The organism is Streptomyces sp. JLBT605 (genome assembly GCF_058215555.1).
Map to the genome: position 1 here is coordinate 5,604,494 of NZ_CM177087.1, position 22,579 is coordinate 5,627,072.

Genomic DNA, 22,579 nt, shown 5'->3' on the forward strand with positions numbered 1-22,579 from the left:
CGTTACAGGGGGTGCGGCCGAGGTTTGGGGCTGCACGCCAACAAGGAGGAAGAATGATCAAGAGGGTTGTCGCTTCGGCGGCTGCCTCCGCTGGTCTCGTGCTCGCCGGCGCGGGTCTGGCCGTTGCTGACTCGGGAGCGCATGGGGCCGCGGTGAAATCCCCCGGCGCCGTCTCCGGCAACGTGGTCCAGGTCCCGGTTCATGTCCCGGTGAACGCATGCAGCAACACGATCGACGTGATCGGGCTGCTGAACCCCGCCTTTGGCAACACCTGCACCAACAAGTGATGTCGCGTCACAACCAGTAGGGGTGGGAGTTCCGGGTGGTCCCGGAGTGCGCACCGCGCACTCCGGGACCGCTGGGTTCGACGCACGGGCGCTCTGCCCGTGCGTGTTTCAGATACGAGGCAAGGCAGGGAACGGACCCATGCGCAAGGTAGCGAGAAAGAGCCTGATGACGGTTGCGGCGGCCGGGAGTGTGCTCGCCGCGGCCGGTTACGCCCAGGCGGCCGGCGCCCACGGCGGCAGCGCCGACTCGCCGGGCGTCGCCTCCGGCAACACGATCCAGGTGCCGGTGGACGTCCCGATCAACGTCTGCGGCAACACCGTCGACGTGGTCGGACTGCTCAACAACTCCGTGGGTAACAAGTGCGGCAACGGCTCCGGTGGTAGCCACGCCGGTGGCTCGCACCACCACAAGGGCTCACACGGCGACAAGACGCGCGGCACCGGGTCGTCGCACGCGGGAGGCGCCAAGCAGGACCGGGCCAAGCAGGACCGCGCCAAGCAGGGCGGGGCGAAGCAGGACGGGACCAAGCAGGGCGGCTCCACCCGCGGCGGCGGGAACGGTGCCGGGAACAGCGGTGGCGCGAAGCACGGCGGGAAGCACGGTGGCGGTGCGCACGGCACCGGTGCGGTGGCCGACGGCATCGCGGTCGGCTCGCCCGGCGTTCTCGGCGGCAACGCCATCCAGGTGCCGATCGAGGCCCCGGTGAACCTCTGCGGCAACGTCGTCGGCGTCATCGCCCTCGGGAACGAGGCCCTGGGCAATGCCTGCGAGAACGACGGCAAGCCCGGTCGTGGCCACGGTCACGGCCACGGCAATGGCCACGGGCACGACCACACCAAGCCGCCGAAGGACACCGAGCCGGGTGCCTCGAAGCCCGCTCCGCGGACCCCGCACTCCTCGGGTGGGTCGCACACCAACCGGAACACCGCGCAGCTGGTCGACCCGGGCTCGCGCCTGGTGGAGACCGACCAGCTCGCCGAGACCGGTTCCGGTCCGCTCGACGTGCTCGTCCCGGTGAGCGCGGGCATGCTGGTGGCCGGCGCGGTGCTCTACCGCCGGGCCCGCGTGCAGCAGCACTGACAGACCGCATCGCATACCGGCGGAAAGAGGGCGGGCCTCGCGATGCGGGGCCCGCTCCTCGCTTACCAGGTGGCGCGCAGCTGGCGGATGATCCGGCGGCGTAGTCTCACTCTGCGGCTACCGTCGGGATTCAGTCGCAGTTTGTCCAATTCCCAGTGTCCATACTCGGCGTGGTCGGTCAGCAGGCGTGTGGTGGCCTTGCGGGAGACGCCCCTGGGCACATACACATCGCAGAATTCGTATTCCGGCATCGCATCTATTGTGCGGGAACTGCCCTCATACGGATAGCGTCTGCACTATGTCTGATGCTGCGCAGCCATCCGCTGCCGAGGTACGCGCCGCCGCTGAAGCGGTCAAGGTCGCGCTGGACCGCCACCTCGACGCTGTCGAACGCCGGTCGGGCGACGACGACCCGGCCGTCTACGCCGCGTTCAATGAGCTGGCGACGGCAGCCGAGGCCTACGACGAGCTGCTCTACGACGCGTATGACGAGGTCACGCCCTTCGAGATCCCCGGCGACGACGGCATGCCCGCCTACGCCGGCCCGGAGGAGCCCACCGCGCTGAGCGTGCTCATCCGCCGGGATTACGCCGTCGCCGAGCCGCAGCGCCTGCTCGCCCAGGCCCAGCGGGTCGCCGATCTGGATCCGGACGCCGGCCCGGGTAACGGCGGGTCCGGGGCCGCGGGCGTCGTCGGCAGCAGTGTGCACGCCGCGATCGGCGTGCTCTTCGGTGAGTACGAACCGGACGAGATCGCTTCCCGGCACAAGGAATTCGGCCTGGAGGAGGGCGATTCCACGCTCTGGGTGGCCGCCGCCGACGAGCTCGCCGAGCCGGGGGAGTGGTTGTCCTCGCCCTTCGACCAGACCGACCCGCAGCTGGTCGTGTGCCGCTTCGACGTCAGTGAGGTCTTCGACCAGGAGCTCGAGGACGACGCGGTCGACGAGGTCGAGGACGAGGAGGTCGATGAGCCTGACGAGGACGGTGTCGACGAGGACGACATCGACGACGAGCTGGACGAGGACGCCGAGGACGCCGAGGACGAGGACGCCGAGGACGACGACGAGATCGACGACGTCGCGGAGGACGATCTGGAGGTGCTCGGCCCCGAGCGATGAGCCCGGGGCCGAAGGCCCGCGATGATCACCCGGCGGGTGGGCGCTGCGCTTCCAGCAGGGTCCGCAGCCGGGTGGTCCGCTCCTTGGCCGGGACCTCCGCCACCGCGCGCGGCAGCGCCTCCTGGGCGCCGTGCACCACTGACAGATGGCGCTCGCCGCGGCCGAAGGCGGTGTAGACCCAGGACCGGGTGAGCCCGGCGGTCGCGTCACCCGGAAGCACCACCACCGCCGCGGGCCAGCGCAGCCCCGCGGCCTGGTGGGCGGTGAGCGCCCAGCCGTGCCGCACGGTGTCGGCGACCGACTCGCGCGGCACCACCAGTGGCGTGCCCGCGCAGTCCAGCCGCAGCCCCTCGGCGTCCGCGGAGACGACCGTGCCCGGCACGGTGCGGCCCGGCGCCGGAACGTAGGCGACACGGTCGCCGGGGTCGAAGCCGCCGAAGCGGCCCGGCCCGGGATTCAGCCGCTCCTTCAGCGCCGCGTTCAGCGCGCGGGTTCCGGCGGCTCCGCCGTGGCCCGGGGTGATGACCTGCACGGCTTCGGCCGGCACCCCGATCACCCGCGGCACCGAGTCCGCCACCAGCTGCACGGTGCGGTGCACCGCCTCCCCGGCGTCCCGCACCGGGACGATGACGACCTCCTTGCCGGGCGCCTCCACCTGGTCGAGCTCGCCGATCCCGATGCCCGACACCAGCTCGCCGATGGGTCCCGGGTCCGGGGTGCGGGAGACGATCTGGGGGCAGCAGCGGGCGGCCAGTACATCGGCGAAGACCCGCCCGGGACCGGCCGACCAGAGCACCCCGGGGTCACCGCTGAGCACCAGGCGGGCGCCGTCCGGCAGCGACTCGACCAGCATCGCCGCGGTCTCCACGTCCAGCTGCGGCGCGTCCAGCACGGCGAGCAGATCGAGCGCGAGCGCGCCCTCCGCGTCGCGGCCCGGCCCCTCGTGTCCGGACAGCAGCCCGGCGACGGTGACGGCGGCGGGATCGTCCTGACCCGGGCCGTGGCCCTCGCCGGGCTGCCGGGCCTCGTCGAGCCGGCCGTCGGCGGGCTGCTGGCCGTCACCAAGCGCGGCGGCCAGCCGCCTCCTGCCGTCCTCGCTGTGCGCGGCGGCGTACGCCCGAAGACCCAGCGCCCGCGCGGCGGTGACCAGGGCCACCGGCTCGGCGCGGGCCGCCTCGCCGCCGCTGTGGGCGACCAGCCCGTGCTCGGCGGCGGCCCGGATCAGCTCGGCGGCGGAAGCGGAGGGGGCGGCGTTCGCGGCCGCCGCCCAGTCCGGCCCCCCGGAACCGGCGGATCCGATCTGCTCGGTGGGCTCACCGCTCCCGGCCGTCTCGGTCGTCTCGGCGGTGTCGGCCGGGCCGGCGGTGTCGGCACGCGCGGCTACCTCGACGGTGTCGGTCCCCCCGGCATCGTCGGTCGGCCCGGCGGCAGCGGCGGCAGCGGCGGTGGCGGCCGTCGCGGTTGTCCCGGCGAAGCCGGGTCGCTCGGCCGGCTCGTCGTCGAAGGGGCCCTCCGCCGCGCCGCGGCCGAACGTGTTGATCAGCCGGGCGAGGCCGTCGGCGAGGCTCTCCTCCGCCAGGGCGTACCGGTCCAGGCCCAGCAGCACCCGCACCGGAGCGGGGGCCTCGTCCTCCTCGGCGGCAGCCGCCGGCCGCTCGCCGGGCAGCCCGTCCAGGGCGTCCTCGAAGACCAGCACCCCGCCACCCGCGATCGCGGCCCGCAGCGCCTCGTCCGGGTCGGGCACCGACCGCGCGCCCAGCGCCTCGCGCACCGTGGCGGCCGGGAGCGCGGTGTGGCCTTCGAGGGCGGCCCGCTCCAGCAGCCAGCCGACGAGCGCCTGCGTCCGGCGCTCGTCATTGGGCCCGCACTCCGCGCCGAGCAGCGCCCGGGCGAAGGTGTCCGCCTGCTCGGGGCGCACCCCGGGCACGCTCAGCAGCAGCCACGGATCCTCGCGCAGCATTTCGCCGGCCCGCTCGCCGAGCGTCTCCGCGACCGCCGCGGCCAGTTGCTCTGGGGCGCCGCCCGCGGCGAGCACCTCCCGGATCCCGGCCGTGTCGGCGAGCGTCGCGGCCCGCTGGGCGCGGGGGGCGGCGGGCGCCGGACCGAGCGGCCGGGCGGACACCGACCCGCCCGCGCCCGGCGGCACCGCGCCGGACGCCGGCCCGGTGGCGGGCCGCCCGGCACCGGCCGCCGGAGCGCTCGGGCCGCCGGGGCGCCCGGCCCCGCTCGCGGGCGCACCCTGGCGGCCCGGGCGGGGCGGGGTCTGCTCGGTGAAGAAGGACGCGGCCGACCGCTCACCGCTCTCCACGGCCCGGACCGCCGCGGCGAGCGCCTCCGCGGCCGCCGACCGCTTCCGCCCGCCCCCCGCCGCTCCCGCGGCCGGCTGCCGCGAGCCGCTGCCGTCCGCGGGGGTGCTCCCCGCCTCAGCGCCTGCGGCGCGCCCGGTCTCCCGCGCCCCGGCCGGGCCAGGAGCGTCGGGTGAGCCGGGTCCGGCCGATGCCGCGTCGGTGCCGGGGGTGGCGGGGGCGCCTTCGGCGCCGGGGCCCGGGTCGTCCGCAGCGGCGGGGGGTGCGGGGTCCTCCTCGGGCGCGGTGGCGTCCTCGCCGGCGAGGCGGTCGGTACTCACAGCGTGCTCCAGTCCTGATCGGGATAGCGGTGCACGGGCGCCGACACGTCGTCGAGCGCCTGGCAGATCTCGTGGGGAAGGGTAAGCGCCTCCACTGACAGAGCCGCCTTGAGCTGAGTCGCGTTCCGCGCGCCGACGATGGGGGCGGCGACTCCGGGCCGGTCCCGCACCCAGGCCAGCGCCACCTGCAGCGCGGTGGTCGCCAGGCCGTCGGCGGCGGTCGTCACCGCATCGACGATCCGGCTCGCCTCTTCGTCCAGGTAGGGGGCGACGAAGGGCGCCAGATGCTCGGAGGCGCCGCGCGAGTCGGCGGGGGTGGTGTGCTGGTACTTGCCGGTGAGCACGCCCCGGCCGAGCGGGGACGACGGCAGCAGGCCCACCCCCAGATCGAGCGCGGCGGGCAGCACCTCCCGCTCGATGCCGCGCTGGAGCAGGGAGTACTCCATCTGGGTGCTGGCCAGCCGGGTGTGCGTGCCGGGCGCGGTGAGCTGCCAGGTGGCGGCCTTGGCGAGCTGCCAGCCGCAGAAGTTGGACACCCCGACATAGCGCGCCCGGCCGCTGCTCACGGCGATGTCGAGGGCCTGAAGGGTCTCCTCGAGCGGGGTGAGCGGATCGAAGGCGTGCAGCTGCCACAGGTCGACGTGGTCGGTGCCCAACCGCGCCAGCGAGGCGTCCAGCGCCTCCAGGAGATGACCGCGCGAGCCGTCGAAGCGGCGGTCGGGATCCGGCACGCTGCCGGCCTTGGTCGCGATGACCAGGTCACGGCGCGGCACGAGAGTCTCCAGCAACTGGCCGAGCAGGTACTCGGCGCCACCGTCCGCGTAGACGTCGGCGGTGTCGACGAGCGTCCCGCCCGCCTCCCAGAACGCCTTGAGCTGATCGGCCGCGTCGTGTTCGTCGGTGTCCCGGCCCCAGGTGAGGGTGCCGAGCCCGATCCGGGATACGCGCAGGCCCGTGCGGCCGAGGTGCCTTAGCTCCATGGGCCTTGAGATTACTGGGCCCGCGATCACCCGTGTCCTGTTGTGGACAACGCGCCCTCTGTGGACAACGCCGCCACCCTGCCGCGGCCGGGCACTGCGCGCTAGAGTCCCCCGAAAGGGACGTTACTGATCGGTAAGGGGAGCGGTATGAGGCTCGGGATCAACCTCGGCTACTGGGGTGCCGGGATGGACGCGGACAACCTCGCGGTGGCCCAGGAGGCCGACCGCCTCGGCTACTCGGTGTGCTGGGCCGCCGAGGCCTACGGCTCCGACGCGCCGACCGTGCTGTCCTGGGTCGCCGCCCAGACCGAGCGGATCGACGTCGGTTCCGCGATCTTCCAGATCCCGGCCCGTACGCCCGCCATGACCGCGATGACGGCCGCCACCCTCGACTCGCTCTCCGGCGGCCGCTTCCGCCTGGGCCTGGGCGTCTCCGGCCCGCAGGTCTCCGAGGGGTGGTACGGCGTCAAGTTCGACAAGCCGCTGGCCCGCACCCGGGAGTACGTCGAGATCGTCCGCAAGGCGATGTCCCGCCGGCGGCTGACCCACGAGGGCGAGCACTGGACGCTGCCGCTGCCCGGCGGCCCCGGCAAGGCGCTCAAGCTCACCGTGCACCCGCAGCGCGAGCACATCCCGCTGTACATCGCCGCGATCGGACCGAAGAACCTGGAGCAGACCGGTGAGATCGCGGACGGCGCACTGCTGATCTTCCCCTCGGCCGAGCACCTGGAGGAGACCGCCCTCAAGCATCTGCGGGCCGGCCGGGAGAAGGCCGGCAAGACGCTGGACGGCTTCGACGTCTGCCCGACGGTGCCGCTGGCGCTGGGCGACGACAAGGACGTCAGCGCGCTCGCCGACACCTTCCGGCCCTACACCGCGCTGTACGTGGGCGGCATGGGCAGCCGCAAGCAGAACTTCTACAACCAGCTCGCGCGGCGCATGGGGTACGAGAAGGAGGCCACCGAGATCCAGGACAAGTACCTGGCCGGCGACAAGGAGGGCGCGGCGGCGGCCATTCCGGAGCGGCTGATCGACTCCACCACGCTTCTGGGTTCGGTGGACCGGATCGCGGACGGCATGCGGCGCTACGCGGAGGCCGGGGTGACCACGCTGTCCCTGGCCCCGGCGGGCTTCACCCTCGACGAGCGGGTCGCCGCGCTGCGCGCCGGCACTGAGGCCCTGGAGCGGGCCGGCCTGGCCTGACGGCGGCATCCGAAGAGGCTCTGCGGCCGTGGTGGGGGCTCGGGGGTCTTCCCCGCCACGGCCGTCACGGAACACAACGCCCCGGGCGCCGGGCGGTTACGCGCCGCGCCCGCCCGGGGCGGCGCCCGCTTCCGCCGTTCGGCCGACCGGCGGCGGTCAGCTGTTGCCCGCCCGAGATTCCGGCATTTGACTTTTCCTGCGCGGACGTCGTGCACGGAGGTGGCAGATGCTCTCGGCGAAAGGCCTGTTCCAGGAGATCCTGGACAACGACGACTCCTTCCGGCTCTTCTGCTCCATCGCCGCCAGCGGCGAGGCGCAGGGAGGCTGGGAGAACGGCCGTATCGCGGCACTGGTGCCGGAGAGCCAGCGGCCCCTCGCGCCCAAGATCACCCGGCACGGCGCGGACGAGGACAAGCACGGCCGCATCTTCAACGCGCTGCTGCGCAAGCGCGGCCTGGAGCCGGTCGAGGTGCCGCGCGAGACCGACTACACCATGTTGCTGGAGGAGCGCGGCATCGGGCTCGCGCACGACAAGCTGCGCCGCGACGAGCCGCTGACCGAGCGGGACATCGTCGTCTACCTCTCGCACAGCAGGGTCACCGAGGAGCGCGCGTCCGGCCAGATGCGGATGCTGCGCAGGTACTTCCACGACCACCCGGACATCGGGCGGGCGGTGCGGATGATCTCCCGGGACGAGGACAACCACCTCGCCTACTGCCACGAGGAGCTGCTGCGGCTGGCCGCCGCCGGGCACGGCAGGCTCATCCAGTCGACGCTGCGGGAGACCGCGCTCGCCGAGATCGAGGTCTACCGCGACGTCAGCCTGGCGGTGATGGACCACATGGGCCGGCTGCTGGGCTGGCCGCGGGCGAAGGCCGCGGTGCTGGCGGCGGGCATCCACGCGGTCTACGCCCTCGAGCGGCTCGGCGGCTGGCGGCGGATGGTCTCGCTGAGGATGCCGGAGCGGCGGGACGCGCTGGGCGGCCCGGCCACCACGGCCCCGGAATTCGCCTGACCTGCCGGGGCCGCGCTCCGCCACCCGGCCCCCCCTGGACCCGGCCGCTGCTAGAGCCAGCCGCGGCGCTTGAAGAACCAGTACAGCAGCGCCACCGTGGCGGCCATCAGGACGATGACGGCCGGATATCCCCAGGGCTGCGCCAGCTCGGGCATGTGCTCGAAGTTCATGCCGTAGATCCCCGCGACCATGGTCGGGATCGCGATCATCGCGGCCCAGGCCGAGATCTTCCGCACGTCGTCGTTCTGCCGCACGCCCATCTGCGCGAGATGCGCCGCCAGGACGTCCGACAGCAACCGGTCCAACCCCTCCACATGCTCGTTCACCCGCGACAGGTGGTCGCCGATGTCGCGGAAGAACGGCTGCGCGTGCGTGTGCACGAACGGCACCCCGCCCTTCGCCAGCCGCGCCATCGGTTCGGTCAGCGGGCCCGCGGCGCGGCGGAATTCGAGCACCTGCCGCTTGAAGGAGTAGATCCGGCCGGCGGTGTGCGTCATCCGGCCGCGCTCCGGCGAGAAGACGTCCGCCTCCAGCTCGTCGAGGTCGATGTGCAGCTCGTCGGCGACCTCCAGATAGTGGTCCACCACGGCGTCGGCGACGGCGTACATCACGGCAGCCGGCCCGTGCCGCAGCACTTCGGGCGAGTGCTCCAGCCGCGAGCGCACCACCCCCAGCGGATTGGCCTCGCCGTGCCGCACGGTCACCACGAAGGCATCGCCCACGAACACCATCAGCTCACCGGCGGTCACCGCGCTGTACCGGTCCTCGTACAGCACCGGCTTGAGCACCAGGAAGAGCGAGTCGTCGTAGACCTCCAGCTTGGGGCGCTGATGGGCGGTGAGGGCGTCCTCCACCGCCAGCGGGTGCAGCCCGAACTCGCTGGTGACCCGGTCGAACTCCTCCTCCGTCGGCTCGTACAGGCCGATCCACAGGAACGAGTTGCCCGCCGCGCGGGCCTGACCGAGCGCCTCGGAGAAGTCGCCGGGACCCTTGGTCCGGCGCCCGTCCTGATAGATGGCGCAATCCACGATCACGCGGCGATTGTGCCTCCGGTCGGCCCGTCCCGCACACCGGGGACACCCGGCCGCCGGGGCGGCAGGCCCCTGCTGAAGCCGCCGGCAACGGATTAGGGTGGCGGCATGCCCACCCTGATCCTCGTCCGGCACGGCCGGTCCACCGCCAACACCGCCGGCGTGCTCGCGGGCTGGACGCCCGGTGTCGCACTCGACGAGCGCGGCGCGGGTCAGGCCGCCGCGCTGCCGGCCAGGCTGGCGCGGGTGCCGCTGGCGGCCGCCGTCTGCAGCCCACTCCAGCGCTGCCAGGAGACCCTCGCCCCGCTGCTGGCCGCCCGGCCCGGGCTGCCGCTGCACACCGACGAGCGGATAGGGGAGTGCCACTACGGCGACTGGTCGGGCCGCAAGCTGGCGGAGCTGTCCGACGAGCCGCTGATGACCGTCGTCCAGCAGTACCCGTCGGCCGCCGCCTTCCCCGGCGGGGAGTCGGTACGGGCCATGCAGACGCGGGCGGTGGACGCGGTGCACGAGTGGAACGCCCGGATCGAGGCCGAGCACGGGGCCGACGCGGTCTACCTGATGTGCTCGCACGGGGACATCATCAAGTCCCTGGTCGCCGACGCCCTCGGCCTCCACCTCGACCTCTTCCAGCGGATCTCGGTCGAGCCCTGCTCGGTCACCGCGATCCGCTACACCGCCCTGCGGCCCTTCCTGGTACGGCTCGGCGACACCGGGAACTTCGACGGCCTGGCCCCGCGCGGCGGCGAGGCGCCGGACCCCGGGCCGGACGCGGCGGTGGGGGGCGACGCGGGAGCGCCGTGATCTCCGCGCGCAGTAGGGTGGTGCCGCGGCGCCGTTCCCTTCCGCGGCGCGCCGGAGGCCCGGCCACCGAAGCCCGTGACCGACCGAAACGACATGGAGCAGGACGTTGACCCGTCAGGTGTTCCTCTACGACCCGCCGGACCGGTTCGTGGCCGGTACGGTCGGGCTGCCTGGCCGCCGTACCTTTTTCCTGCAGGCGTCGGCCAGCGGCCGCGTCACCAGCGTCGCGTTGGAGAAGACCCAGGTCGCGGCGCTCGCCGAGCGGATCGACGAACTGCTCGACGAGGTCGTGCGGCGCACCGGCGGCAATGCGGCCGTGCCGGCCATGGCCCCGGCCGAACTCAGCGACACCGCGCCCCTGGACACCCCGGTCGAGGAGGAGTTCCGGGTCGGCACCATGGCGCTCGCCTGGGACGGCGACGAGCAGCGCATGGTCGTGGAGGCGCAGGCGCTGGTCGAGCTGGACGCCGACACCGACGAGGATCTGGCGGAGGCCGAGGAGCGGTTGCTGCGGGACGAGGTGAACGGCCCGCCGATGCTGCGGGTGCGGCTCACCGGGACCCAGGCCAGGGCGTTCGCCAAGCGGGCGCTGGAGGTCGTCAACGCGGGCCGGCCGCCGTGCCCGCTGTGCAGTCTGCCGCTCGATCCGGAGGGACACGTATGTCCGCGCCAGAACGGATACCGTCGCGGGGCGTGATGCCGCCGGGTCCGTCCGATCCGCCGTCCGGCGCGCCGGAGCCCGCCGGGGCGGCCGACGGCTCCCAGGCCCTGCCGCCGGAGCCGCCCGAGCTGCTGGCGCTGGGTGAGCTGACGGTGCGCGGCCGGGTCCGGGAGGCGTCCAACGCGGTGCTCTACTGCACGGTCGAGTACCGGGGCCACAGCGCCGCCTGCGTCTACAAACCGGTCGCGGGGGAGCGCCCGCTGTGGGATTTCCCCGAAGGCACCCTCGCCCAGCGCGAGGTCGCCGCTTACGAGCTGTCCGAGGCCACCGGCTGGGGCCTGATACCGCCGACCGTGCTCCGGGAAGGCCCCTACGGGCAGGGCATGTGCCAGCTGTGGATCGAGCCGTCCGCGGACGGGGACGCCCCGGAGCTGCTCGCCCTGGTCGAGGGCGAGGAGCCGGAGCCCGGCTGGAAGGCCGTCGGCTTCGCCGAGGTGGGGGAGGGCCGCACCGCGCTGCTGGTGCACGCCGACGACGTGGCGCTGCGGCGGCTGGCGGTGCTCGACGCGGTGATCAACAACGCGGACCGCAAGGGCGGGCACCTGCTGCCCACCGCGGAGGGCCGGGTCTACGCGATCGACCACGGCGTCACCTTCAACGCCGACGACAAGCTGCGCACCCTGCTGTGGGGGTGGGCCGGGGAGCCGCTCACCGAGGACGCGATGACGGTGCTGCGGCGGCTGGCCGCCCAGCTGGTCGACGGGGAGGCGCTCGCCACCCGGCTGGCCGAACTCATCACCGCGGCCGAGATCGACGCCCTGCGCGCCCGGGTCGAGGCCCTGCTGGCCGACGGCCGGCACCCCGAGCCCAGCGGCCGGTGGCCGGCCATCCCCTGGCCGCCGGTCTGAGTGCGCCAGGGTCGGGCCGGGGCCGTGACGGGGTCGCCCGGCGGTCCCGTGCCTGATCACAGCCGGTTCGTCCAGCGGTCAGCCGGCGGCCGGCCGCCGGCGCCCAGGCCCGGGGAGGTGGCCGGTTCCGGTCGCTTCCCGGAGTCGCCGGAGCCGGGTGCTCAGGCTCCGCGACGGGGACAGCAGATCGCGGGCGATCGCGCAAGATCGCCTTTTCGGCCAACCTTCGCCGGTCCGGTTCGTATCCGGAACGCGCATCCGGTTACGCTCATGACATGTATGCCTGGCCCGCTTCTGAGGTTCCCGCCCTGCCTGGCAGAGGCCGCGACCTGAGGATCCACGACACCGCGACCGGCGAGTCGATCACCCTCGACCCCGGTCCCGTCGCCCGCATCTACGTCTGCGGTATCACCCCGTACGACGCCACCCACCTGGGACATGCGGCGACCTACAACGCGTTCGACCTCGTTCAGCGCGTGTGGCTCGACACCAAGCGGCAGGTTCACTACGTCCAGAACGTCACCGACGTCGACGATCCGCTGCTGGAGCGGGCCGCGGCCAACGGCGACGACTGGACCGAACTGGCCGAGCGGGAGACGGCGCTGTTCCGCGAGGACATGACCGCCCTGCGAATGCTGCCCCCCGCCCAGTACATAGGTGCCGTCGAGGCGATACCCGGGATCGTTCCGCTGGTGGAGCGGCTGCGCGACCTGGGCGCCGCCTACGAGCTCGACGGCGACGTCTACTTCTCGGTGGAGTCCGACCCCGCCTTCGGCAGCGTCTCCGGACTGGACGCGGAGGCCATGCGGCTGCTCTCCGCCGAGCGCGGCGGCGACCCGGACCGGCCGGGCAAGAAGAACCCGATCGACCCGCTGCTGTGGCTGGCCGCCCGGCCGGGCGAGCCGAGCTGGGACGGCGGGTCGCTCGGCCGGGGCCGTCCCGGCTGGCACATCGAGTGCGTCGCCATCGCCCTGGAACACCTGGGGATGGGCTTCGACGTGCAGGGCGGCGGCTCCGACCTCACCTTCCCGCACCACGAGATGGGCGCCTCGCACGCCCAGGTGGTGACCGGACAGCGGCCGTTCGCCAAGGCGTACGTGCACGCCGGGCTCGTGGCGCTGGACGGCGAGAAGATGTCCAAGTCCAAGGGGAACCTGGTCTTCGTCTCCACCCTGCGCCGCGAGGGCGTGGACCCGGCGGCGATCCGGCTCGCCCTGCTCTCCCACCACTACCGCTCCGACTGGGAGTGGACGGACGAGGTGCTGGCGGAGGCGGTCGAGCGGCTCGGCCGCTGGCGGGCCGCGGTGTCCCGGCCCGACGGGCCGTCGGCGGACGCGCTGGTCGAGGAGATCCGGGCGGCACTGTCCGAGGACCTCGACGCCCCGGCCGCGCTCGCCGCGGTGGACCGCTGGGCGGCCTCCCAGGAGGCCGAGGGCGGCACGGACATCGGGGCGCCCGGGCTGGTGTCCCGGGCCGTCGACGCGCTGCTGGGCGTCGCGCTGTGAGTGAGCCGGTCCCCGGCCGCCGCCGCTGACGTCGGGGCCGGCCGGAAAACGGCTGAGGGGCGCTCTCCCGCATCGGGGGAGCGCCCCTCCTCAGTTGCCTGAAGTCGCCTGCTGCCGGTCGCGTCACGAGCGCTGAGAGCTCTTCTGACGCCCTGCCGGCCTGGTGGCGCGTCAGCCGACCGGCCGTCAGCCGTCAGTCCTGGCTGTCGGCGTCCCCCGGGCCGGACTCCTCGCCGCCGGGCGTCTCGGGACCCGGTCCGGCGCCGGGCCCGCTTCCGGGCCCGCCCTCGCCGCCGTCCGCCGTCGTCTCCGGCCCGGTCGTCTCGTCGGCCGAACCGCCCGGCTCGGTGGTCCCCGCCGCCTCCGCCGGCCCGTCCTTGGCGGTCGGCTTGCGCGGGCGGGTGCGGCCACTGGCGGTGTCCCGCAGATAGCCGGCCTGGTCCCGGCCGTCGGCCACGGCGCCGGTGTCCGTCGCGTGCCCGCCCGGCCCCGGCTGCCCGTCCCGGCGGCGCAGATAGCGCTCGAACTCGCGGGCGATGGCCTCGCCGGACGCCTCCGGCAGCTCGGCGGTGTCCCGCGCCTCCTCCAACGACTGGACGTACTCGGCGACTTCGCTGTCCTCGGCCGCCAGCTGGTCGACGCCCAGCTGCCAGGCACGCGCGTCCTCGGAGAGCTCGCCGAGCGGGATGCGGACCCCGATCAGGTCCTCCAGACGGTTGAGCAGGGCCAGGGTCGCCTTCGGGTTCGGCGGCTGGGAGACGTAGTGCGGCACGGCCGCCCACAGGCTCACCGCCGGCACGCCGGCGTGCGTGCACGCCTCCTGGAGGACGCCGACGATGCCCGTCGGGCCCTCGTACCGGGTCTCCTCCAGATCGAGGCTGCGGGCCAGGTCCGGGTCGGAGGTGACACCGCTGACCGGCACCGGCCGGGTGTGCGGTGTGTCGCCGAGCAGCGCACCCAGCACCACGACCATCTCCACGCCCAACTCATGGGCGTATCCCAGGATCTCGTTGCAGAACGAACGCCACCGCATGCTGGGCTCGATCCCGCGCACCAGCACCAGATCGCGCGGCTTGTCGCCGCCGCCGGCACGGGCCACGGAGAGGCGGGTCGTCGGCCATGTGATCTTCCGGACCCCGCCCTCCAGCTGGATCGTCGGACGATTGACCTGGAAGTCGTAGTAGTCCTCGGCGTCGAGCGTGGCGAAGACCTCGCCCTTCCACTCCCGGTCCAGGTGCCCGACCGCGGTCGAGGCGGCGTCTCCGGCGTCGTTCCAGCCCTCGAAGGCACAGATCATGACCGGGTCGATCAGCTCGGGAACCCCCTCAAGCTCGATCACCCAGCGCCTCCTTCCGACCGGGGCGGACGGGTCCGTACCGCCGCCGGCTGCAGTTCCGTTGCGTGCGCCCCCAGCCTACGGCTTCCAGGGTGTCCGACCGCAGTCCCTATCCAGGGATGCGCGCAGATTCCTCCCGGTCGCGAGGGGGCGCGGTCGGCGCGGTGGCCGCGGTCGGTACCGCGCTCCGCACCACCGGCTCGCGCCGCTGAGGACGGGCCGCCCGCAGGGCGCGGATCAACTCGCGCACCGCGCGCGTGCGAGCCAGCGCGGGCGTGGTGACATAGGCGATTCCGCGGGTCGGCGGATCCGGCGTCAGGTCCGTCACCGCGATCCGGTCCGGGGCACCGGCCAGGGTCAGTTCCGGCGCGATCGCCATGCCCATACCGGCGGCGACCATGGAGAGCACCACGCTGTCGTCCTCCGCGGTGATGGTGGCGTGCGGTAGCCAGTCCTGCTCGGACCACCAGCGCCGGGTGTAGGAGCCGCAGTTCTCCTCCCAGTCGATCAGCGGCAGGCTCCGCGGGTCCGGGTGCCCGACGGGGTGCGCCAGCGCGTACGTCTCCTGGAACAGTTCGGCGGTCAGCAGCCCGGGAGGAACCGGGGAGGTGGGCGAGAGGGTGGCGATGGCCAGGTCGGCACGCCCGTCCGCCACCTCGCCCGCGGCGCCCCGGCCCACCTCCCGCACGATCCGCACCTGCGGGGTCAGCCCCGGGTGCCGGGCGGTGAGCTGCTCCAGGGCGGCGGGCAGCAGATGGGCCGCCGCGCTGCGGAACGCCGCGATCCGCAGCGGGCCGGAGAGTACCTCCGGCTCACCGGCCCCGACCGCCCGGGCCTCGGTGCCCATCGCCTCCAGCAGCCGCAGGATCTGCCGGGCGTGCGCGGTGACCCGCTCCCCGGCCGGGGTGGCACGCGCGCCGTGCCGCCCACGCTCGAAGAGCACGGCGCCGATCTTCCGCTCGCAGGTGCGCACGGTGTGCGACACCGCGGACTGGGTGAGGCCCAGCGCCGCGGCGGCGGCCGTGAAGCCCCCCGCGCGGTCGACCGCGACGAGCACACGCAACTCCTGAGGAGCAAGATCGGTCATTCGGCCCACGCTACCTTCCATGAAGGGCATTCATGGAAGGGGAGCTTCCATCGACGAGCGGCTCTGCCCGGCCGCCGCCCGGCCTCCTAACGTGATCGTCATGTCCAGCAACGCACGAGCCGTGCACCAGATCAGCAGGCCCCAGGGCTTCCCCACCGCCGACGACTTCGCCTTCGTGACCGAGGCGCTGCCGGCCCCCGAGGACGGCACCGCCCTCGTGGAGAACCTCTACCTCTCCGTCGACCCCTACCACCGCGAGGCCATGGACGGTGAGTGGGACCTGCACGCGCCCCTGGAGGGCCGCTCCATAGGCCGGGTGGTGGAGTCGCGGGAGCCCAGGCTGCCGGTGGGCGCGATCGTCTTCCACCGGCACGGCTGGCGCACTCATGCCCTGGTCCGGCCGGAGGAGGCGCGGCTGCTGAGGCCCGAGCCGGACGTGCCGCTCAGCGCCTATCTCAGCGTGCTCGGCGGCACCGGCCTGAGCGCGTATGTCGGCCTGGCCAAGGTCGCCCGGCTGCAGCCCGGCGAGGCGGTCTTCATCTCGGCCGCGGCCGGCGGGGTGGGCAGCGCGGCCGGCCAGATCGCCCGGCTGCTGGGGGCCGACCGGATCATCGGCAGCGCCGGGTCGCCGGCCAAGGTCGAACACCTCACGCGTGACCTCGGCTTCGACGCGGCCTTCGACTACCACGACGGGCCGGTCGCCGAGCAGCTGCGCCGCGCCGCGCCCGACGGCGTCGACGTCTACCTGGACAACGTCGGCGGCGACCACCTCGAAGGCGCGATCAGCGCGCTGCGCGACCATGGGCGGATCGCCTGGTGCGGGGCGGTGGCCCAGTACAACAGCGCCGAACCGCCGCCCGCGCCGCGCAATCTGTACGACGTCGTCGAGAAGAGCATCCGCCTGGAGGGCTTCCTGGTCCGCAATTACCGCCATGTGCAGGAGGAGTTGGAGGACTTCCTCATCCCGCACCTGAAAGCCGGGCGGATCGTGCCCGACGAGACGGTGGTGGAGGGCTTCGACCGGATGGTGGACGCCTTCCTCGGCATGCTGCGCGGCGCGAACACCGGCAAGATGATCATCAAGGTCGGCGAGGTCTAGCGGTGCCCCCTGGGCCACCCCGGGGGATGACTCAGCGTGCGCGCCCCGACACGCCATGCGACAGTGCTGGCGTTGCGTCCGCTAAAGCCCTGGCCGAGGAGCCGTCAGATGACGATCGACACCACCGAGCTGTCCGACCCGACCGTCCGCGCCGTGGTCACCGCGATCAACGACAACGACCGGGAGGCGTTCCGGGCCCTGCTCACCGCTGACGCGACGATGTCCGACGACGGCACCGACCGCGACCTTGGGCAGTGGACCGACTCGGAGATCTTCCTGGTCCACGGCCATATGGACGTCCAGTCCCAGGCCGACGGCGGACGCTCGCTGCGAGCCACGTTCCGCAACGACACCTGGGGCGAGATGAACACCGCCTGGAGGTTCACCGTCACCGACGGGAAGATCAGCCGGTTCGAGACCGGTCAGGCGTGAGGGCCGGTCAGCTGGTTCGAGACCGGCCAGGGGTGAGGATCGTCAGGCGTGAGGGGGAGGCCCGGAACGAGCCTCCCCCTCACGGCATGACATGACGCGATGTCAGGCGCGACGGGCGTCCAGCAGGTCCTGGACCTTCTGGCGGACCTCGTCGGTGTCCAGGCCGCGGATCGTCAGCGTGGTGCGGCGGCGCAGCACGTCATCGGCGGTCTCCGCCCACTCCAGGTCCCGGGCGTAGACGACCTGCGCCCAGATCTCCGGGGCGTCGGGGTGGATGCGCTCGGCGAGCGCCGGGTCCTCGTTGGCCAGCCGGGCGATGTCGAAGGAGAGCGAGCCGTAGTGCGTGGCCAGGTGGCGGGCGGTGTCGCCGGACATCCGCGGGCCGGGGGTGCCGCCGTCCACCAGCAGCCGGTGCTCGACCGCGTGGGGGTTCGCCAGGCCCGGCAGCGGCACGTGCTTGGGCAGCTGCGAGATCGGCGCCATGTCGTCGGCGAGCGGGTGGCCCGGCAGCTGGGCGAGCTTGTTCATCACCGTGCGGCCGATGTGGCGGAAGGTCGTCCACTTGCCGCCCGCGATGGACAGCATGCCGCCCTTGCCCTCGGTGACCACCGTCTCGCGCTTGGCCTTGGCGGTGTCGCCGGGGCCGCCGGGCAGCACCCGCAGGCCCGCGAAGGAGTAGGTGATCAGATCGCGGGAGAGCTGCTGGTCGCGGATGGAGAAGGCGGCCTCGTCCAGGATCTGGGTGACGTCCTTGTCGTTGACCGCGACATCGGCCGGATCGCCCTCGAACTCCTCGTCCGTGGTGCCCAGCAGCAGCATGTCCTCCCAGGGGAGGGCGAAGGTGATGCGGTACTTGTCGATCGGGGTCGCCAGCGCGGCCTTCCAGGGCGAGGTGCGCTTGAGCACCAGGTGCGCGCCCTTGGAGAGGCGGATGGAGGGAGCCGCGTTCGGGTCCTCCATCCGGCGCAGGTGGTCCACCCACGGGCCGGTGGCGTTGAGCACCAGGCGGGCGTTGACCCCGAACTCGGTGCCGTCGGTGCGGTCCTTGAGCTCGGCGCCGGTGACCCGGCCGCCGGTGAAGCGGAGCCCGGTGACCTCGGCGTGGTTGAGGACGGTCGCGCCCGCCTCCGCCGCCGCCCGCACCGTCATCAGGGCCATCCGGCTGTCGTTCATCTGGCCGTCGCCGTAGACCGCGACCGCCTTGAGGTTCTCGGTGCGCAGCTCCGGCACGTCCCGGGCGGCCTTCTCGGCGCCTATGACATGGCCGACGCCGTCCCGGAAGGCGGAGAGCGCGGAGTAGGCGAAGACGCCCGCGCCGAGCTTGGCCGCGCCGTGCGGTCCGCCCTTGTACACCGGCAGGTAGAAGGTGAGCGGGTTGGCCAGGTGCGGGGCGACGCTGCGGGAGACCGCGCGCCGCTCGAAGTGGTTCTCCGCGACCAGCTTGACCGCGCCGGTCTGGAGGTAACGCAGGCCGCCGTGGAGCAGCTTGGAGGAAGCGGAGGAGGTGGCGCCGGCGAAGTCGCCGGCGTCCACCATGGCCACCCGCAGTCCGGACTGCGCGGCGTGCCAGGCAGTGGTGATGCCCAGAATGCCGCCGCCGATCACCAGGAGGTCGTATGAAGCCTTGGACAGCTGGTCCCGGGTCTCGGCGCGGCTCGGGTTCGAACCGGCAGCCGGGTGCGCCCCGAGGGCCGGGGCGCTCTGCAGGGTGGTCATGTGATTACTCCTCGTCTTCGATCCAGCCCATGGTCCGCTCCACGGCCTTGAGCCAGTTCTTGTACTCGCGGTCGCGAACGTCCGCGTCCATACGGGGGGTCCACTCGGCGGCACGGCGCCAGTTGGCGCGCAGCGCGTCGGTGTCCGGCCAGAAGCCGACGGCGAGACCGGCGGCGTAGGCGGCGCCGAGGCAGGTGGTCTCGGCGACCATCGGGCGCACCACCGGCGCGTCCAGGAAGTCCGAGAGGGTCTGCATCAGCAGGTTGTTGGAGGTCATTCCGCCGTCGACCTTCAGCGCGGTCAGCTCGACGCCGGAGTCCTTGGTCATGGCGTCGGTGATCTCGCGGGTCTGCCAGGCGGTGGCCTCGAGCACGGCGCGGGCGATGTGCGCCTTGGTGACGTACCGGGTCAGACCGGCGATGACACCGCGGGCGTCGGAGCGCCAGTACGGGGCGAACAGGCCGGAGAAGGCCGGCACGAAGTAGGCGCCGCCGTTGTCCTCCACGGAGCTGGCGAGCGTCTCGATCTCGGCCGCGGAGTTGATCAGGCCCATCTGGTCGCGCATCCACTGCACCAGCGAACCGGTGACGGCGATCGAACCCTCCAGGGCGTAGACCGGCTTCTGGTCGCCGATCCGGTAGCCGACCGTGGTCAGCAGCCCGCTGTAGGAGTTGATGATCTTCTCGCCGGTGTTCATCAGCATGAAGGTGCCGGTGCCGTAGGTGGACTTGGCCTCACCCTCGGCGAAACAGGTCTGGCCGAACAGCGCCGCCTGCTGGTCACCGAGCGCGGAGGCGACCGGGACGCCGTCCAGCACACCGCCCTTGACGTGTCCGTACACCTCGGCGGAGGAGCGGATCTCCGGCAGCACCGTGGCCGGGATCTCCATGGACTGGAGGATCTTGTCGTCCCACTCCATGGTGTGCAGGTTCATCAGCATGGTGCGGGAGGCGTTGGTGACGTCGGTGACGTGGTGGCCGCCGTCGACACCGCCGGTCAGGTTCCAGATGACCCAGGAGTCCATGGTGCCGAAGAGGATCTCGCCGGCCTCCGCGCGCTCCCGCAGGCCCTCCACGTTGTCCAGCAGCCAGCGGACCTTCGGGCCGGAGAAGTACGAGGCCAGCGGCAGGCCGGTCTCGCGGCGGAAGCGGTCCTGGCCGACGTTGCGGCCCAGCTCCTTGCAGAGCCCGTCGGTGCGGGTGTCCTGCCAGACCAGGGCGTTGTGCACCGGCTCACCGGTGTTCTTGTCCCACAGCAGGGTGGTCTCGCGCTGGTTGGTGATGCCGATCGCCTTGACGTCGGCGGCGGTGATCCCGGCCTTGCTGATCGCCCCGGCGACGACCTCCTGGACGTTCTGCCAGATCTCGGTGGCGTTGTGCTCCACCCAGCCCGGCTTGGGGAAGATCTGCTCGTGCTCCTTCTGGTCGACGGAGACGATGCGGCCGTCGCGGTCGAAGACGATGCAGCGGCTGGAGGTGGTGCCCTGGTCGATCGCGGCGATGAACGGGCCGTGGCCGTGGCTGCCGGTGGTGTGGGTTTCGGTCATGGTCTGCTGCTCTCCTGCGAAGTCTGGGGAAAGGGAGGGGCTTCAGGCTCAGGCGAAGGCGAGTTCGTAGAGGCCGCCGGCGAGGGCGGCACCCGCGAGCGGGCCGACAACGGGAATCCAGGCGTAGCCCCAGTCCGAGCCGCCCTTGTTGGGCAGCGGCAGGAGGGCGTGGGTGATGCGCGGGCCCAGGTCACGGGCCGGGTTGATGGCGTAGCCGGTCGGGCCGCCGAGCGACAGACCGATGCCGACGACGACGAAGGAGGTGACCAGGACGCCGATCACGCCCAGGCCGTCGCCGTTGCCGTTCAGACCCTGGGTGAGGATCGCGAGCACCAGCACGGCGGTGGCGATGATCTCGGTGGCCAGGTTCTGGACGGTGTGCCGGATCTCCGGGCCGGTCGAGAATATGCCGAGCACCGGGCCGGCGGCCGGGGCCGCGGCCTTGTCGACCATGCCTTCGTGGCCGGTCTGCTCACCCACGATCTCGGGATCGGTGAGGTGGGCGCCGAACTGGCCGAGATACGTCACCCAGACCAGGCCCGCGCCGATGATCGCGCCGAGCATCTGGGAGGCGATGTAGGTCGGAACGTCGCTCCACTCGGTGCCGCCCTCTATCGCGAGGCCGAGAGTGACGGCAGGGTTGAGGTGGGCGCCGGAGAGGGGGGCCGATATGTACGCGGCGGTGAGGACGGCGAAGCCCCACCCGAAGGTGATGGCGAGCCAACCCGCGTTACGCGCCTTGGAGCTCTTGAGCGTGACGGCGGCGCACACGCCACCGCCGAGCAGGATGAGAACGGCGGTACCGATGGTCTCGCCGATGAAGATGTCGGAGCTGGACACCCGCGACTCCTTTGTCCTTCGTCCAGGGGAAGGCGAACCCCGGGTCCCTCCGGTGGTCCGCGCCCTCTCGGTGAGGGCGTTGGTCGGCCCGCGGCGAGTCCACCATAGCGAATATTGTCGTCAGGTGTTCGACAATGCCGACCGATGAACGGCAGTTTTCTGCACCGTGAAGAACCCGTCAAGGGTTCCCGAGAGCGGAAAACCGGCTGGTAACCCAACCGTGATGATCCGGGTGAAGGGTGGGCGGAGAAGGCTTCCGCGCGCCGCCGGGCGGCCCAGGAAGAGGGCCCGCGAGCGCAGGCGTCAGAAGCGGCCGGCGCCCAGGTCGCGGGAGACCGCACGCGCGCAGTCGCGGACCGCCGCGACCAGGTCCGACCGCAGTTCGCCGGCCGGGCAGACCCGCTCCACCGCGCCGGTGATGCCCACCGCGCCCACCGGCATCCGGCGCCGGTCGTGAATGGGGGCGGCCACCGAGGCCACGCCCTCCCAGGTCTCCTCCACGTCCGCGGCCCAGCCGCGCGCCCGGGTGAGGTCCAGTACGCCCTCGAACTCCGCGAGCCCGGTCACCGTGCGCGGCGTGAACGGCTTGCGCTCGCCCTCGGCCGCCTCGCTGTGCGCCACCGGGTCGAAAGCCGAGAGCACCTTGCCCAGCGCGGTGCTGTGCAGCGGCTGCATGGCCCCCACCTCCAGCACCTGGCGGCTGTCGTCCGGCCGGAAGACGTGGTGGATGACGAGTACGCCCTGCTGGTGGAGGACGCCGAGATAGACGCTCTCCCCGCTGGACCGGGCCAGGTCGTCCGCCCAGACCAGGGCGCGGGCGCGCAGCTCGTGCACGTCCAGGTAGCTGTTGCCCAGGCGCAGCAGCTCCGCGCCCAGCTGGTAGCGGCCGGAGGCGGCCTCCTGCTCGACGAAGCCCTCCTGCTGGAGGGTGCGCAGAATGCCGTGCGCGGTGCCCTTGGCGAGCCCCAGCGAGGATGCGATGTCGGACAGGCCGAGACGCCGCTCGCCACCGGCGAGCAGACGCAGCACGGCGGCCGCTCGCTCCAGCGACTGGATGGTCCGGGCCATCGCGATACCTCCCCAAGTGCGGTTCGACAATGCTGAACACTATCGGTCGATGCCGACCTTGGGATACCGGGAGAAGGGGCTAAAGGATCACTTGAAGCCACTCCGCCCACCACAGGGGTCCGTCCCGCTTGGTGGAACGGCCAAGACCAGCGCGTGGCCCGGGGGCTAGGCTGGCCTGGTGCGCCTTCCTCCGGGAAGCCGCAAAGCCGACAGCCGTCGCACTCCAGGGAGCATGTC

21 protein-coding genes are annotated in these 22,579 nt (G+C 72.8%); 11 read left to right on the forward strand and 10 right to left on the reverse strand.

The genetic code is table 11. From position 1 onward, the window contains the following. Window positions 1-53: 53 nt before the first annotated feature. The gene (locus tag AC4BDD_RS24475) at window positions 54-287 is read left to right on the forward strand and encodes a chaplin (RefSeq protein WP_490687603.1); all 234 of its coding nucleotides are present in this window, start codon (window positions 54-56) and stop codon (window positions 285-287) included. 139 nt (window positions 288-426) lie between these two features. After that, window positions 427-1,368, forward strand: coding sequence for a chaplin (locus AC4BDD_RS24480; protein ID WP_490687604.1), 942 nt, complete (start codon window positions 427-429; stop codon window positions 1,366-1,368). A gap of 62 nt (window positions 1,369-1,430) precedes the next feature. Here AC4BDD_RS24480 and AC4BDD_RS24485 read toward each other — a convergent pair whose 3' ends face one another. Then, a complete protein-coding gene (locus AC4BDD_RS24485) occupies window positions 1,431-1,619 on the reverse strand; it encodes a DUF5703 family protein (protein ID WP_490687605.1) in 189 nt (62 codons plus the stop codon). Between the two features lie 47 nt (window positions 1,620-1,666). On the opposite strand from AC4BDD_RS24485, the gene AC4BDD_RS24490 reads away from it, so the two are divergent. Next, complete coding sequence (locus AC4BDD_RS24490; protein ID WP_490687606.1) at window positions 1,667-2,485, forward strand: hypothetical protein; 819 nt, start codon at window positions 1,667-1,669, stop codon at window positions 2,483-2,485. Window positions 2,486-2,510: 25 nt separating this feature from the next. Here AC4BDD_RS24490 and AC4BDD_RS24495 read toward each other — a convergent pair whose 3' ends face one another. Both AC4BDD_RS24495 and AC4BDD_RS24500 read right to left on the reverse strand, forming a co-directional pair. Continuing rightward, window positions 2,511-5,111, reverse strand: coding sequence for a helix-hairpin-helix domain-containing protein (locus AC4BDD_RS24495; RefSeq protein WP_490687607.1), 2,601 nt, complete (start codon window positions 5,109-5,111; stop codon window positions 2,511-2,513). Beyond that, window positions 5,108-6,091: an aldo/keto reductase gene (locus tag AC4BDD_RS24500; protein ID WP_490687608.1), complete on the reverse strand. Its 984-nt coding sequence runs from the start codon at window positions 6,089-6,091 to the stop codon at window positions 5,108-5,110. The genes AC4BDD_RS24495 and AC4BDD_RS24500 overlap by 4 nt, the downstream gene beginning before the upstream one ends. Window positions 6,092-6,238: 147 nt before the next feature. On the opposite strand from AC4BDD_RS24500, the gene AC4BDD_RS24505 reads away from it, so the two are divergent. Together AC4BDD_RS24505 and AC4BDD_RS24510 are read left to right on the forward strand one after the other, a co-directional pair. Continuing rightward, window positions 6,239-7,294, forward strand: a complete 1,056-nt coding sequence (locus tag AC4BDD_RS24505; RefSeq protein WP_490687609.1) for an LLM class F420-dependent oxidoreductase — start codon at window positions 6,239-6,241, stop codon at window positions 7,292-7,294. A gap of 226 nt (window positions 7,295-7,520) precedes the next feature. Further along, on the forward strand, window positions 7,521-8,309 hold the full coding sequence (locus AC4BDD_RS24510; RefSeq protein ID WP_490687610.1) for a ferritin-like domain-containing protein: 789 nt from the start codon (window positions 7,521-7,523) through the stop codon (window positions 8,307-8,309). Between the two features lie 50 nt (window positions 8,310-8,359). Here AC4BDD_RS24510 and corA read toward each other — a convergent pair whose 3' ends face one another. Beyond that, window positions 8,360-9,343: a magnesium/cobalt transporter CorA gene (gene corA / locus AC4BDD_RS24515; RefSeq protein WP_490687611.1), complete on the reverse strand. Its 984-nt coding sequence runs from the start codon at window positions 9,341-9,343 to the stop codon at window positions 8,360-8,362. Between the two features lie 105 nt (window positions 9,344-9,448). Here corA and AC4BDD_RS24520 point away from each other — a divergent pair, with 105 nt between their 5' ends. The 4 genes from AC4BDD_RS24520 to mshC all read left to right on the forward strand — a co-directional run bounded on the left by AC4BDD_RS24520 (window position 9,449) and on the right by mshC (window position 13,218). Further along, window positions 9,449-10,144, forward strand: a complete 696-nt coding sequence (locus AC4BDD_RS24520; protein ID WP_490687612.1) for a histidine phosphatase family protein — start codon at window positions 9,449-9,451, stop codon at window positions 10,142-10,144. Window positions 10,145-10,250: 106 nt separating this feature from the next. Continuing rightward, window positions 10,251-10,841, forward strand: a complete 591-nt coding sequence (locus AC4BDD_RS24525) for a DUF3090 domain-containing protein (protein WP_490687613.1) — start codon at window positions 10,251-10,253, stop codon at window positions 10,839-10,841. Beyond that, window positions 10,805-11,713, forward strand: coding sequence for an SCO1664 family protein (locus tag AC4BDD_RS24530; RefSeq protein WP_490687614.1), 909 nt, complete (start codon window positions 10,805-10,807; stop codon window positions 11,711-11,713). The genes AC4BDD_RS24525 and AC4BDD_RS24530 overlap by 37 nt, the downstream gene beginning before the upstream one ends. Before the next feature lie 275 nt (window positions 11,714-11,988). Beyond that, window positions 11,989-13,218, forward strand: coding sequence for a cysteine--1-D-myo-inosityl 2-amino-2-deoxy-alpha-D-glucopyranoside ligase (gene mshC, locus AC4BDD_RS24535; RefSeq protein ID WP_490687615.1), 1,230 nt, complete (start codon window positions 11,989-11,991; stop codon window positions 13,216-13,218). Between the two features lie 193 nt (window positions 13,219-13,411). Here mshC and AC4BDD_RS24540 read toward each other — a convergent pair whose 3' ends face one another. Further along, a complete protein-coding gene (locus tag AC4BDD_RS24540) occupies window positions 13,412-14,557 on the reverse strand; it encodes a PAC2 family protein (RefSeq protein WP_490687616.1) in 1,146 nt (381 codons plus the stop codon). 106 nt (window positions 14,558-14,663) lie between these two features. Then, window positions 14,664-15,641 carry a LysR family transcriptional regulator gene (locus AC4BDD_RS24545; protein ID WP_490687617.1) on the reverse strand — a complete coding sequence of 326 codons (978 nt, stop codon included), beginning with the start codon at window positions 15,639-15,641 and terminating at the stop codon, window positions 14,664-14,666. Window positions 15,642-15,741: 100 nt separating this feature from the next. Here AC4BDD_RS24545 and AC4BDD_RS24550 point away from each other — a divergent pair, with 100 nt between their 5' ends. Together AC4BDD_RS24550 and AC4BDD_RS24555 are read left to right on the forward strand one after the other, a co-directional pair. Continuing rightward, a complete protein-coding gene (locus tag AC4BDD_RS24550) occupies window positions 15,742-16,740 on the forward strand; it encodes an NADP-dependent oxidoreductase (RefSeq protein WP_490687618.1) in 999 nt (332 codons plus the stop codon). Between the two features lie 108 nt (window positions 16,741-16,848). Then, a complete protein-coding gene (locus AC4BDD_RS24555) occupies window positions 16,849-17,172 on the forward strand; it encodes a nuclear transport factor 2-like protein (protein ID WP_490687619.1) in 324 nt (107 codons plus the stop codon). A 102-nt stretch (window positions 17,173-17,274) separates the two neighbouring features. On the opposite strand, the gene AC4BDD_RS24560 is transcribed toward AC4BDD_RS24555, so the two are convergent. From AC4BDD_RS24560 to AC4BDD_RS24575, 4 genes are all read right to left on the reverse strand, one after another. Beyond that, window positions 17,275-18,888 carry a glycerol-3-phosphate dehydrogenase/oxidase gene (locus tag AC4BDD_RS24560; RefSeq protein WP_490687620.1) on the reverse strand — a complete coding sequence of 538 codons (1,614 nt, stop codon included), beginning with the start codon at window positions 18,886-18,888 and terminating at the stop codon, window positions 17,275-17,277. A gap of 4 nt (window positions 18,889-18,892) precedes the next feature. After that, on the reverse strand, window positions 18,893-20,434 hold the full coding sequence (gene glpK, locus AC4BDD_RS24565) for a glycerol kinase GlpK (protein ID WP_490687621.1): 1,542 nt from the start codon (window positions 20,432-20,434) through the stop codon (window positions 18,893-18,895). A 48-nt stretch (window positions 20,435-20,482) separates the two neighbouring features. Next, the gene (locus AC4BDD_RS24570) at window positions 20,483-21,274 is read right to left on the reverse strand and encodes an MIP/aquaporin family protein (RefSeq protein WP_490687622.1); all 792 of its coding nucleotides are present in this window, start codon (window positions 21,272-21,274) and stop codon (window positions 20,483-20,485) included. A gap of 303 nt (window positions 21,275-21,577) precedes the next feature. Continuing rightward, the gene (locus AC4BDD_RS24575; RefSeq protein WP_490687623.1) at window positions 21,578-22,342 is read right to left on the reverse strand and encodes an IclR family transcriptional regulator; all 765 of its coding nucleotides are present in this window, start codon (window positions 22,340-22,342) and stop codon (window positions 21,578-21,580) included. Between the last annotated feature and the right edge of the window lie 237 nt (window positions 22,343-22,579).

What these genes read in the sequence shown, in the direction of transcription:
- AC4BDD_RS24545 (WP_490687617.1), bottom strand. Translation starts at nt 15,641, where the DNA reads ATGACCGATCTTGCTCCTCAGGAGTTGCGTGTGCTCGTCGCGGTCGAC.
- AC4BDD_RS24490 (WP_490687606.1), top strand. Translation starts at nt 1,667, where the DNA reads ATGTCTGATGCTGCGCAGCCATCCGCTGCCGAGGTACGCGCCGCCGCT.
- AC4BDD_RS24480 (WP_490687604.1), top strand. Translation starts at nt 427, where the DNA reads ATGCGCAAGGTAGCGAGAAAGAGCCTGATGACGGTTGCGGCGGCCGGG.
- AC4BDD_RS24560 (WP_490687620.1), bottom strand. Translation starts at nt 18,888, where the DNA reads ATGACCACCCTGCAGAGCGCCCCGGCCCTCGGGGCGCACCCGGCTGCC.
- mshC (WP_490687615.1), top strand. Translation starts at nt 11,989, where the DNA reads ATGTATGCCTGGCCCGCTTCTGAGGTTCCCGCCCTGCCTGGCAGAGGC.
- glpK (WP_490687621.1), bottom strand. Translation starts at nt 20,434, where the DNA reads ATGACCGAAACCCACACCACCGGCAGCCACGGCCACGGCCCGTTCATC.
- AC4BDD_RS24500 (WP_490687608.1), bottom strand. Translation starts at nt 6,091, where the DNA reads ATGGAGCTAAGGCACCTCGGCCGCACGGGCCTGCGCGTATCCCGGATC.
- AC4BDD_RS24550 (WP_490687618.1), top strand. Translation starts at nt 15,742, where the DNA reads ATGTCCAGCAACGCACGAGCCGTGCACCAGATCAGCAGGCCCCAGGGC.
- AC4BDD_RS24510 (WP_490687610.1), top strand. Translation starts at nt 7,521, where the DNA reads ATGCTCTCGGCGAAAGGCCTGTTCCAGGAGATCCTGGACAACGACGAC.
- AC4BDD_RS24485 (WP_490687605.1), bottom strand. Translation starts at nt 1,619, where the DNA reads ATGCCGGAATACGAATTCTGCGATGTGTATGTGCCCAGGGGCGTCTCC.
- AC4BDD_RS24530 (WP_490687614.1), top strand. Translation starts at nt 10,805, where the DNA reads ATGTCCGCGCCAGAACGGATACCGTCGCGGGGCGTGATGCCGCCGGGT.
- AC4BDD_RS24555 (WP_490687619.1), top strand. Translation starts at nt 16,849, where the DNA reads ATGACGATCGACACCACCGAGCTGTCCGACCCGACCGTCCGCGCCGTG.
- AC4BDD_RS24505 (WP_490687609.1), top strand. Translation starts at nt 6,239, where the DNA reads ATGAGGCTCGGGATCAACCTCGGCTACTGGGGTGCCGGGATGGACGCG.
- AC4BDD_RS24575 (WP_490687623.1), bottom strand. Translation starts at nt 22,342, where the DNA reads ATGGCCCGGACCATCCAGTCGCTGGAGCGAGCGGCCGCCGTGCTGCGT.
- AC4BDD_RS24475 (WP_490687603.1), top strand. Translation starts at nt 54, where the DNA reads ATGATCAAGAGGGTTGTCGCTTCGGCGGCTGCCTCCGCTGGTCTCGTG.
- AC4BDD_RS24520 (WP_490687612.1), top strand. Translation starts at nt 9,449, where the DNA reads ATGCCCACCCTGATCCTCGTCCGGCACGGCCGGTCCACCGCCAACACC.